Below are 11957 nucleotides of genomic sequence, written 5' to 3'. Positions count from 1 at the left end.
GGGATGCACGGCACCCATGCCACATCCTCGAAATACTCAGGGACAGGAATTCAAAACGCCCCGGGGGACGGATCGAGGGCTTTTCCATCACTCCACGCCCGCTGCGTCTCTGCGCGAGCCTATTCACTTCTGCAACTTGCTTTTCCCCACCCAGAGGCCGCGAAGGACGCAGAGGACGGAACAGAGCTCGTTCGTGGTGCCCGTAAGACGTTCGCATCGCACGGGCATCACATCGCTTTCCCTCTCGCCCCGCGAGGCACGAGTGGGGAGAGAGCCAGAGAGAGGGGAATTCTCAGCCTGCACAGGACGTCAGTCACAAGGAAAAGAAAGGCACCTCCCGGAGCCACGAAGATGGGGAAGTATGTGCGTAATCCAGTGACCCCGTGAGAGCGACGGGCTTCGTATCCCTTCTCACTGTGTCTTTGTGCCCCCGAGAGAGCCTCCCCTCTGCTGAGGCAACTCTGCTCAACCGGTTCAGGATTTCGCGACTTACCCGGCCATTACGCTTCCGCCTTTGTTTGGTCATGCAGGCTACACCTTCGGTGCATCCGCAAGTTGTCGGACCGCGCCGTTCACGGCGCTTCAGCCCTCGCAAACCCGCCCGCACCGAGTCCCTCCGGACGCGCCGCCTGCCAACGGTGCAACCGTTCGCTCGCGCGCCAAACCAACCGCCTCGAACGCGCCTCACCCGCTTGCACGTAGACCCGGATGCGGCGTAAACGCCGCGCTCCGCCGCCGCCCGGACCGCGCCGTTCACGGCGCTTCCGCTCGCGCCAATCTGCCGCGGCGATCTCCTCCCACTCCATGGCCCGCCCTGGGTGGATGCCTTCGCCCTGGCAGCAACCTTGCCCGTTGAACCTGCCATGCCCCTTTGAAGACACACCTTGTTGCGGCGTAAACGCCACGCTCCGCTGAAGCGTCCGAATCTGAAACGACTTTGAGCTTCACAGGCCCGCGCATTCCCGGCTTGATCGCGGTCCCATGAACCTGTTGCTCCGGCTCGGACTGTTGATCTCTTGGTGCGGAGTGCTTCGTGACGCTCCGACCCAGGCTCATGCGGCGCCGACAGCCCCGGTTCCACTGCCAGGCTGGCGCATCGAACTGATCGCAGAAGCCCCGCGGGTGCAGCACCCCAGCGTGGTGTGCGCGGCGCCCGACGGCCGCTTCTTCGTCGCCGAAGATCCAATGGATATCAAAGCTCCGCCGGACTCCCGGCAGGGCCGCATCTTGACCTTTTTCCCTGACGGCCGCGTCACGGTGTTCGCCACGAACTTGCACGCGGTGTTCGGCATGCAATATCTGGAAGGACATCTCTACGTCCTCCACAATCCGCGCTTCACCCGTTTCCGCGACGTACATGGGGAGGGACGAGAACCGTTCGACCTCATTGAATCCACGCTGCCCAATCCATGGGCGCTCGATTGGAATGACCACGTGCCCGCCAACTTCAGGCTCGGCCTGGACGGACGTTTCTACGTCGCGGTGGGAGACAAGGGACTCTACCAATGCCGGGGAAGGGATGGTTCGGTGGTGAACCTGAAAGGAGGAGGCATTCTGAGGATGCGTCCGGACGGCACGGAACTGGAAATCTTTTCCACGGGTGTGCGCAACATCCTGGACATGGGCCGCGACGCCGAGGACGAACTGTTCACCTACGACAACACGGACGAGCATCAGTGGATGGGACGCCTGACGCATATGATCGATGGCGGGTTTTATGGATATCCCCACGATTTCATTCCGCAGCGTCCTTACACGCTCTGGATGATGCATGACTTTGGAGCAGGCGCCGCCACGGGAGTGGAGGTGGCCCTCGAGGACGGCTGGCCATTCGAATTCAGGGGCCATCTCTTCCAAGCCGACTTCGGCAAACGCCAGGTCACGCGCGTGGCCCTGGAGCGCCATGGAGCCACGTTTCGAGTCGCGCGACATCAGGATCTCTTCCAGGAAATCCCTGAGGATTTTCGTCCGGTCGGTATCGCGTTTTCCTCCGACGGACGATCTCTTTTCATCTGTGACTGGCAGCACCGCGATGTGAAGGCTCAGGCCACCGTCGGCAGGCTGTGGCGGCTCGTGCGCGAGTCGCCCGAACCCGCCGCTCCCCGGCCGGATTGGTGGCGTCCGCTGGCAATGGGTGAAACCCGGACGGTTCCCACCCTCGAACTGATCACGGCCCTCACCCACCCCTCCCATGCGGTTCGGTTGACCGCACAACGCAGCTTGTCCCGGCAAGGGGCGTCCGCGGCGGACGCGCTTAAGAGCGTGGTGTTGGATCGAAATTTCAGCCCGCAGGCACGGATCCACGCCTTATGGGCGCTGGACACCATCGAACACGGCCGGGTGTTGCGTTCGCATTGGACCGAGCTCCTCCACGAGACCAACGCCGTCGTCGCGCGGCAAATGGCGCGTCAACTGGGGAATCGACGGATGAGCGAAGCGGTTCCCTTGCTCTCGAGTGCGCTGGTCCAAGGCCGTGCCGACGTATCGGTCCGGTTCCAAGCTGCCACGGCGCTGGGCAGAATCGGGTCGACCGAGGCTATTCCGTTCTTGGTGGAATCGCTGGCGGACGGGGACTTGTTCTTGCGACACGCGGCGTTCCGCGCTTTGCAGCGCATCGGGACACTGCATCCTGAGAGTTGGAAGACCATCGCCCGCGGGTTTTCCGATGCTCGGGAAAAGGTCCGTGAAGGCGTTGCGTTCGCGATGCGCGAGGTTTACCAGGCGGAACTGGCCAAGGTGTTGCTCGACTTGGCATCGACCAGGGTCTCCGCGCCCGCGCGAATCGAGTCCGTGCGCCTGCTGGCGACGCTCTCCCATCAGCCGGCGCCCTGGAAAGGCGAATGGTGGGCGTATCATCCGGCGAAGGCGCCCACACCTCGAAAAACGGAGCGCTGGTCGGAAACCCCGGCCATTCTTGAAGCTCTGAGGAAGTATTTAGACGACGAGGAACCCGCAATTCGCGAGCTCGCGGCAACCGGCTTGGGGGACGCGAGGGACGAGGCATCGGCCGCCGAATTGAGCCGGCTCGCCCAGTCCGATCCGGAGCCTAGAGTTCGGACGGCCGCGGTGGCGGGACTGCTCGAATTGAGTTCCGCGGGAACCGCGCGCTGGATCACGGGCCTGTTAGGATCAACTGCATTGCAGGAATCCGAATGGTTGCAATTGATCGGGGGCGTGACCCGTCAACCCCGGGCGGAGTACCGGGAAGCGTTGGAAGCGATGCTGGACCGTCCCGCGCACACAGACGCCGTCCGCGTGGCATCGACCCGCGCCTTGGGGAGTCTCGGCCTGGCATCCTCGACCGGGACCCTCATTCGCGCCATCCAACATCCCCGGGAAGAGGTTCGGCTCGCTGCGATCGAGGCCTTGGCCAAGGCGGGGGGGTCCAACGCGATCCCGGTGCTCAAGGAACGATTTCGTTCCGGCAACGATCGAGAGCGGCTGGCGGCGGTGAACGCACTGGGGCAATTGGCGCATCCGCTGGCAATCCCACCGCTCTTGGAAGCTTGGGCCATGACGGAATGGAAAACGCCCGCCCGGCTGGCCCTGGCCCGCTTTTCCGACATCCGCGCACTGCCCGCGCACCTCGAGGCATTAGCCTCGGCCGATCCCGCCCTGCGGGAAAAAGTCCGCAAGTCGATGCAACCCCTTCGCGCTTCGTTGCTCCAGGAACTCGCGCCGAAAGCGGGAATGCTCTCCGGACCTGTGATGGCCGAACTGAAAACCATCTTTGCCGGAGACGCGGCCGCATTGGCGCATCCTTTCTTTGCTTCGACCCCTGCCACTCCGGGTCCGGAGGAATTTACCAAGGCAGCCTTGGCGGAGGGCGGAGATCTTCTCGCCGGTCAGCGGCTCTTTTTTGACGAGAGTGGCGTCGCCTGTGTCCGGTGCCACGCACTGGCGGGGGTCGGCGGAACGGCAGGACCCGACTTGACGCTGGCCGGATCTCAGTTTTCGAAAGCGCAACTCATCGAAAGCTTGTTGGACCCCAGTCGCGCGGTTCGCGAGGGATACCAACAAGTCATCGTCGAAACCCGGGACGGCGAGGAAATCGCGGGAGCCTTAAAGGCGGATACCGGGGACGGGGTCACGCTCGTCGATGCCTCGGGCCGCACCCACACCATCCCCCGGGTGAACATTGTCAACCGGCGTACCAGTGAAAAATCACTGATGCCCGACGGATTGCATGCCGGGCTTGGCTTGGAGGAATTCCGTGATCTCGTGGCATTCGTGGCCTCGCGCCAAACGGACCCTCGGCTGCTGCGCACCAGAGAGTCTGCGGGGACGGGAGGAATGGCGTGGTTGAAGGAGAGCAGTTTGGATGGGTGGAAGAACGTGTCCGGCGCATGGTCGCGTCGCGACGGGCTCCTGATCGGCGAAGGCAACGGCGCGGTCCTGGAATCCGTGAAACCATTCGCGGGCGAGGAAATCCTCGTTGAATGGAGACTCCCGCAACCTCCGGCCTGGGTTGAACGGCAGGATGGGCTCGACATTCGACGCCACTTGGACGCCGGCGCGGCCAGCTTGGGGTTAGGAGGCAGCGGAGGGCTGCGGCTCCAACTTGAATCCGCTCCCGGCGGCAGTGGCGGACTCGAGGGCTTGACGCCTCCGGAACGGAACGCCGACCGTCCGTTGGGCGACTGGAACCTCACCCGTCTGCTGCGGAACGGAGAACGGTGGACCGTGGAAGTCAATGGTGATCCCGTCGTACGGGAAGCCGCCGGGCCCTCGGTTTGGCGTGGGAGCGCCGTGCGCCTGGAGGTGCGGCGGGGTGGCGTGCAGATTCGGAACGTTTGGGTTCGCTGAATTTGTTTGCTGGCCCCCGGCACGGCACGTAACTTCCGTTGCCCGCGCCCGGGCACGCGCGATTAAGCTCTTCGGGCGATCGGTCGATCTCGATTCATGAACATCACGACGCCCCCGTTAAGCAGTGACGAAGTCAGCCATCTCATTCTGGGATTGAACCGGCTGGCGAAGAATCTTTGGTGGACTTGGAACCAGGAATCCCAGGAAATCTTTCAAGAACTGTCGCCGAGGGGATGGCAGAATCTTTATCACAACGCGGTCGCGGTCCTGCACGAGGTGCCGGAACAGGAACTGCGCGCGCGGCTGCAAGACCAGGAATTCGCGAGGCGGGTGAAAGAAGTGCTCAGGTCGTTCGAGGATTACTTGAACGCCACGGATACCTGGGCCGGGAAGGAAGCGCCGCAGTTCCGAAAGAATCCGATCGCGTATTTTTCGGCCGAATTCGGTTTCCATGAAACACTTTCCATCTCGGCGGGAGGCTTGGGCGTGCTCGCCGGGGATCATGCCAAATCGGCAAGCGACCTCGGATTGGGCCTGGTCGGCATCAGCCTCTTCTACCGGGAAGGCTATTTCCAACAATCCATCGATCAAAACAACTGGCAGACGGAGTATTACACTCTGCTGAACCCGAGGAACCTGCCTCTTGACCCCGTCCTGAACGCGCGCGGCGAACCCCTGGTGTGCTCGGTGCGCATTGCCATGAGCCAGGTTTACTTTCAAGCCTGGAGAGTCAATGTGGGACGTTGTCCGGTCTATCTCCTCGACACGAACCGCCCGGAAAACGAACCCCATTACCGAGACCTGACCTTGCGGGTCTACGGAGGGGACAGCGGCACCCGCATCATGCAGGAAATGCTGCTGGGCGTGGGAGGTGTCCGGTTGTTGCGGGCTCTCGGGGTGGTGCCGTCCGTCTATCACATGAACGAGGGCCACGCGGCGTTCCTCACCCTCGAACTCATCCGCGAGAAAATCGCCGAGGGCAAAGTCTTCGCCGAAGCCTTCGAAGCCACAAGGCGCCATTGCCTCTTCACCACGCACACTCCGGTGGAGGCCGGCCATGATCGTTTCAGCTCCGACTTGATGCTTTATGCCGGCCAGAAATTCTCCAGCCAACTCGGACTGAGCCATCAGGAACTCATGGGGCTCGGACGCGTGCATCCCGCCGACGAGCACGAGCCTTTCTGCATGACCGTGCTCGCCCTGCGGTGCTCCCGCGCCGCAAACGGGGTGAGCGAACTGCACGGAAAAGTGAGCCGCGACATGTGGACCAGCCTCTACGGAGTCCCGTCGGAGCAGGTGCCCATTGGCCACGTGACGAATGGCATTCATTTGATGGGCTGGATGAAGGGGCCCATGCGGCGGTTCTGGCGGCGCAAGTTGTCTGTCGTGCCCCCGTCCGACACCCCCTCGGCTTTGCTCGGCGAAACCACCAGCTTTTGGCTTCGCAAACCCGAGATCCCATGGGAGGAGAAAGTCAATCAGCCCGAATTCTGGCTGAAACTGGCCGATCCGAACTTCGTCTCGGACGAAGAACTCTGGGCTTTGCGCTACCGACTGCGCCGCGAACTGGTGGAGTTCTGCCGGCGGCGTCTGCTCCTCCAGGGTCAGCGCGTCAGCAGCCGCGACTTTATCGAGTTCGACGGCTTGCTGCGCACCGATGCTTTGACGATCGGTTTTGCGAGGCGATTCGCGACCTACAAACGAGCGCCGCTGATCTTTCAACAATTCGAGAACATCATCAAACTCACCCGAGACGATCAGCGCCCCGTGCAATTCATTTTCGCCGGCAAAGCACACCCGCGCGACGATGAAGGCAAGCGCTTCATCCAGCACATCATCCACCTCTCGAAATTCAGCGAGCTCAAGGGGCATTTGGTGTTCATCGAGAACTACGACATCCACGTCGCCCGCCAGATGGTGTCCGGCTGCGACGTCTGGCTCAACAACCCCCGCCGCCCGCTCGAAGCGTCGGGCACCAGCGGGATGAAGGCAGGCTGCCACGGCTGCTTGAATCTCAGCATCCTGGACGGCTGGTGGCGCGAGGGCTACGACGGCACGAACGGTTTCGCCATCGGCGACGACAGCCATCCAGCGTCCGTGGAAGAACAGGACCGCCGCGACAGCGAAAACCTTTACCGTGCCTTGACCGAGGACGTGATCCCCTGCTTTTTCAATCGTGACGCCGCAGGCCTGCCCAGGCAGTGGATCAAGAAGATCCGGCGCGCCATGGTCACCCTCGTGCCGCAGTACAACACGTGGCGCATGGTTCAGGAATACACCCAGAAACTCTACGCGCCCCAGGCGTAGCCGGACCGTGAAGATTCCGCTGATGAAACGCAGAACCTTCGCCGGGGCGCTGGCGGGCTTCATCACGACAGCTTGGTCCACCCCCGATGCTCCGCCGGCCAAACGAACCGTGCTGGTCCTGGGAGACAGTCTGGCGGCCGGATACGGACTCGATCCTGCCCAGGCGTTCCCCGCGCTGCTCCAGCGGAGAGCGGATGCCGCGGGCCTCGCCTTCGAAGTGATCAATGCCGGAGTCAGCGGCGACACCACAGCGGGAGGATTAAGACGGCTGGATTGGCTGTTGCGCCGGGAGATTCATGTGCTTCTCATCGAGTTGGGAGGTAACGACGGACTACGCGGGATCCAACCTGCCACGACCCGCGCCAACCTTGAAAAGATGATTGAGAAAGCGAAAGGCAAGTACCCCAAGATTCGAATTGTCCTGGCCGGCATGCAAATGCCTCCCAACATGGGGGACGCCTTCACCGAAGCTTTCCGCGTGATCTATCCGGAATTGGCGGCAAAACATCGGGTCGATCTCGTGCCTTTCCTACTTGAAGGTGTCGGCGGGGTGCCAGAACTCAACCAACCCGACCGCATCCATCCTACGGCGGAGGGTCAAGAGATCCTGGCCGGGAATATCTGGAAAGTCTTGGAAGGCGTGTTGAGGAAGGACTCCCAGATCTGACAGGAAATCATCGGCTTCCGACCTCATCCTCGATTTCCAGAGCTTCTTTTCCCGTTCGATCGCTTCAGAATCCTCATCGCAAACCGTTCCCTCTTGACTGGCGGTGCATCCGCTGGTTGTCGGGGCGCGCCGTTCACGGCGCTGCCGCGCGCATCACCGACAACCTGTGGATGCCCTGCTTTACGGGCCGTGGATACCGAAGTGGTCGGTCGTGTGGCGCAGGCTGCCCAGGCCTGCCGTATCGCCGACGGCCCGGCGGCCCGGCGGATGAAGAACGATGCCCTTCCATGCTCTCCACGCGCCTGGCCCGGATCATTCATACTGAGCTTGAATCCGCTACAGTTTGCCGCGTGAGGGCACGCGGCCTACCATCACGCCTGCCTCTGTGTTTGTAGGCCCGGTGTCCTCACCGGGCGTCCCGTGCATAACTATGCGGGCTAGTTTCCTTCGTCGCCCCGCAGGCTGGGCAGCCTGCGCCACTGCAGACAGGGCTGTCGGCGTGACCACGACAACCCGGTCACCGACCACCTCTGGAGGCACCGCTTTACTGCAACCATAAAAATAACCGGTTGCATTCCCCGGGATGTTTGCTAGAACCACCCACCTTTCGCGGGGGCGTTCCCAGGCCGATCAAGGTCATGGGACAGCCAGCCGCGGACGCATTCAGCTATGTCACAGCATCGCAGCCTCCGGGCGTCCAGCAGCATGGGCGCAAAACGAAACGTGTTGAAGCGCTTCGAGCGCGTCGAACTCCTGCGCAAACGCGGCCAGTACAAGGATGGCGAACGGGTTACGGGCCTTCGCAAAACGAAGCCCGAGTAGTCCGCCCCCATTCGCATCCTTCCGGAACGCTCCGGAGCTGGTGGAGAAGTCCTCCTGACGGCTTCAATCCTTACCTGCTCCCAAGCCTTGCGCAGTCAAGGCTCTTGAGTCCTTTCCAAAAAGGTTTCCCCAACCGGGTTGACTTCAGGTATGTTCACCGGGTGAGGACGTCATCGTTCCTCTTCGGAACCTCACCTCCCCCATATCTTGATCCGACTGCAAAAGATTCTCGCCGACGCCGGCATCGCTTCCAGGCGAGCCGCGGAGCAATTCATCACCGCGGGACGAGTCACGGTCAACGGCAAGGCCGTCAGCCAACTCGGGGCAAAGGCGGACCCGGAGCGTGACCGGATTGCCGTGGATGGCGATCCCGTCAAAATCAAGCGCAAGATCTACCTGGCGCTGCACAAACCGAAAGGCGTGCTCTGCACCAGGAAAGACCCGGAAGGACGTCCAAGCATCATGGATCTCCTCCCGGCCGAATGGAGTAATGTCTATCCCGTCGGCCGCCTGGACCGGGAGAGTGAAGGTTTGATTTTCCTGACCAACGACGGGGATTTTTGCCTGCGGCAGACGCATCCACGCTATCAGGTCCGGAAAACGTACGTGGTCACAGTCGCCGGACGCTTCCATCCCGACGGACTGGGCCGACTCCGGCAGGGCGTCGAACACGAGGGCGAGCGCCTGAAAGCGGCCTTCGCACGCTTGATCTCATCGAGCAACTCCGTGAGCGTGCTTGAAATTGTCATCACCGAAGGCAAAAACCATGAAGTGCGGCGCATGATGGAAGTCCTGGGACACGAAGTGCTTCGCCTCGTCCGCCTCCAAATCGGTTCCATCAAGCTGGCTTCACTGAAACCGGGGCGCTGGAGGACATTGACAGCGCCCGAGATAAAAACTTTACTGGCAACCGTATGACATCGTCTCCCTTTTGGCGGCGAATCCTCGGCCGTGCCTGTTTAGCCCTCCTGGCAGCGGGGCTGCAGGCGCAAAACGCATCGGACCTCGGCTCGGTACGCGCAGATCGCGTCAACGTGCGAGGCAAAGCCTCGCTGCAGAGCGAGGTGATCACCCAATTGAGCAAGGGTGAATCGGTGGTCATCCTTGACGAAGCCGCAGCCGCAGGGGCCAAGCAGGAAACCGGCACACCCCCGGCCTGGCTCAAGATCCGCATGCCCGCCAACACGCCGGTCTGGGTCAACGCTTCCCACGTCGATCCGGCCTCCAAGTCGGTCACCGTCCGGAAATTGAACATCCGCGGAGGCGTCGGCGAAAACTACAGCATTCTAGGCACGGTCGATAAAGGCGCGGTCCTGAAAGAGATCCGCACCGTCGGAGACTGGATGGAGATCGAAGCCCCCACCAACACGTTCGGTTTCGTCGCCGCCGATTTGATCACCCGCGGGGCCGCCCCCATGCATCCGCCGGCCAGTGTTCCTCCCGTCGCCTCAGCTCCCAATACCAAAGCCCCGCCACCCGTAACGATCCAGACGCCGCTGCCCGTAAGGGATTTGTCCAGCGCCCCCGATGTGGCGAAACCGGCGGTACCGCCTGCTTCCAATTCCAACCCACCCTCGACGGAAAGTGTGAAGGCGCCGACCCCGCCTCCGGCCCCCGAAACTCCGGTGGCAGCAACCGCAACCTTATCTCCTCCGAAACCCGAGCCCACGAATCTTGCCCCCGCCGAACCGCCAGTCACTTCCGCACGCCCAAGCCCTTCAAACGAGGAGCCGCCCCCGAAACGCGTGATTTCCCGTGAAGGCATCGTGAAAAAGGCGCGCAACATCCAAGCGCCGGACGACTACCAGCTCGTCAGCGAAGAGTCGGGTCGCGTGATCAACTTCCTGGTCACCCATAAACTCGGTATCACCCTCAAAGATTTCGTCGGCCGCAAACTGCTTGTCACCGGCGAAGAACTCGTGGATCGCCGCTGGCCCAACACCCCGATCATTGACGTCGAAGATCTTAGAATCGTGCCCTGATTAACCGTGCCGGAAGCTCAACTCATCGACGGACGGGCGATTGCCGGCCAAATCCTGGAAGAGTCCGCCCAGCGTGCCCAAGGGCTGATCGCACGCGGTATCGTGCCAGGATTGGTTTTCATCCGTGTAGGCGAAGACCCCGCCTCGAAGGTTTATGTGGGCATGAAGGAACAGGCGAGCGCCAAACTCGGCATCGCCTCCCAAACCATCGTTCTGCCAGCCACGACCTCCGAAGCAGAACTGCTCCGGCGCATCCATGACCTCAATCGGGACCGTTCCGTGCATGGCATCCTCGTCCAGGCGCCTCTCCCCCCGCCCAGCGTGTCGGAAAGAGTCTACGCCTCTGTCTCGCCTCGGAAGGATGTCGATGGCTTCCACCCGGAAAACGTCGGACGTCTCATGCTGGGGGAACGCGACGGATTCAGGCCCTGCACCCCGGCAGGGGTCCTGGAGTTGCTCGTTCGCTCGGAGGTGGAAATTCCGGGCTCGCACGTGGTGATTCTGGGCCGCGGCAATATTGTGGGAAAACCCATGGCGGCAATGCTCATTCAAAAAGACGTCCACGCCGACGCCACGGTCACCCTCTGTCACTCCCGAACGCGCGACTTGACCGATCACACTCGCCGCGCCGATATCCTGATCGCCGCCATGGGGGTCCCTCGATTCGTTACCGCCGCCATGGTCAAGCCGGGCGCCGTCGTCATCGATGTGGGGGTCAACCGCATCGCGGATCCCTCGGCCAAGAGTGGCACGCGCCTGGTGGGGGACGTCGATTTTGAGGCCGTCCGCCAAATCGCGGGAAAAATCACGCCCAATCCTGGAGGCGTGGGGCCGATGACGATCGCGATGCTCATGCGCAACACCGTGCGCGCCGCGGAGCTGGCAGGCGCCGGTTGATGCCGGCAACCCCTTTTTCGTTCCATCACTGCAACAACTGAAATCAGACCCAACCGATTCCAAGTCTCCCCATGCAACCCGCCCGCATTCTCCCTGACCTGCAGTGCTCCCTCCTGTGCGAAGATGTCCGCCAGGAAGCCAGCGGCAACTTTATCATCCTCGGCGTGGTCGCGTTCGTGCGCGTCCCTCAAGTCCCAATCACCGCTTTCAAAATCTGCGTGTTCAACCGCTGGACGGCAGGGGTCGGGCAGTTCACCGAATCAGTCCGCCTGATCGCTGCCGACCAAACCACCGTCTTGCGCAAGAGCCAGGTAAAATTCGCGCTGCAGGATATCGCCCATAACTCGACCAACGTCAGCGTCTTCGGCCAAGTCGAATTCAAGGCGGCGGGAACTTACTATGTGGAGGTCCTGGTGGATGACGTCATGAAACTGCGTTATCCTTTGCCTTTGACACTGACACCGCCCGCTCCAGGG

Annotated in this window: 7 protein-coding genes and 1 pseudogene; all 8 read left to right on the top strand. The window is 62.0% G+C overall.

Features of this window, described 5'->3' with window-relative positions:
* The first annotated feature begins 981 nt into the window (after positions 1 to 981).
* The 8 genes and pseudogenes from FJ404_09795 to FJ404_09760 all read left to right on the top strand — a co-directional run bounded on the left by FJ404_09795 (position 982) and on the right by FJ404_09760 (position 11939).
* A complete protein-coding gene (locus FJ404_09795; protein ID MBM3823160.1) occupies positions 982 to 4806 on the top strand; it encodes a DUF1080 domain-containing protein in 3825 nt (1274 codons plus the stop codon).
* Positions 4807 to 4908: 102 nt separating this feature from the next.
* Positions 4909 to 7113, top strand: a complete 2205-nt coding sequence (gene glgP / locus FJ404_09790) for an alpha-glucan family phosphorylase (protein ID MBM3823159.1) — start codon at positions 4909 to 4911, stop codon at positions 7111 to 7113.
* Between the two features lie 22 nt (positions 7114 to 7135).
* Positions 7136 to 7780, top strand: coding sequence for an arylesterase (locus tag FJ404_09785; protein MBM3823158.1), 645 nt, complete (start codon positions 7136 to 7138; stop codon positions 7778 to 7780).
* 669 nt (positions 7781 to 8449) lie between these two features.
* A complete protein-coding gene (locus tag FJ404_09780) occupies positions 8450 to 8602 on the top strand; it encodes a small basic protein (protein ID MBM3823157.1) in 153 nt (50 codons plus the stop codon).
* 204 nt (positions 8603 to 8806) lie between these two features.
* Positions 8807 to 9520 (top strand): rRNA pseudouridine synthase, encoded by a 714-nt coding sequence (locus tag FJ404_09775; protein MBM3823156.1) that lies wholly within the window; start codon positions 8807 to 8809, stop codon positions 9518 to 9520.
* Entirely contained in the window at positions 9517 to 10584 is a 1068-nt protein-coding gene (locus tag FJ404_09770) for a hypothetical protein (GenBank protein ID MBM3823155.1), read from the top strand. The genes FJ404_09775 and FJ404_09770 overlap by 4 nt, the downstream gene beginning before the upstream one ends.
* A 6-nt stretch (positions 10585 to 10590) precedes the next feature.
* Positions 10591 to 11481, top strand: a complete 891-nt coding sequence (locus FJ404_09765; protein ID MBM3823154.1) for a bifunctional 5,10-methylenetetrahydrofolate dehydrogenase/5,10-methenyltetrahydrofolate cyclohydrolase — start codon at positions 10591 to 10593, stop codon at positions 11479 to 11481.
* Positions 11482 to 11552: 71 nt separating this feature from the next.
* A pseudogene (locus FJ404_09760) lies at positions 11553 to 11939 on the top strand (hypothetical protein).
* Positions 11940 to 11957: the final 18 nt, after the last annotated feature.

Source organism: Verrucomicrobiota bacterium (assembly GCA_016871495.1).
Classification (GTDB): domain Bacteria; phylum Verrucomicrobiota; class Verrucomicrobiia; order Limisphaerales; family VHDF01; genus VHDF01.
Note: the sequence above shows the minus strand (reverse complement) of the source record. Positions and strands in the feature narration are given on the sequence as shown.

Excerpts from the sequence above, each read along its gene's own strand:
- FJ404_09770 (MBM3823155.1), top strand. The coding sequence starts at position 9,517 with ATGACATCGTCTCCCTTTTGGCGGCGAATCCTCGGCCGTGCCTGTTTA.
- FJ404_09780 (MBM3823157.1), top strand. The coding sequence starts at position 8,450 with ATGTCACAGCATCGCAGCCTCCGGGCGTCCAGCAGCATGGGCGCAAAA.
- FJ404_09795 (MBM3823160.1), top strand. The coding sequence starts at position 982 with ATGAACCTGTTGCTCCGGCTCGGACTGTTGATCTCTTGGTGCGGAGTG.
- FJ404_09785 (MBM3823158.1), top strand. The coding sequence starts at position 7,136 with ATGAAACGCAGAACCTTCGCCGGGGCGCTGGCGGGCTTCATCACGACA.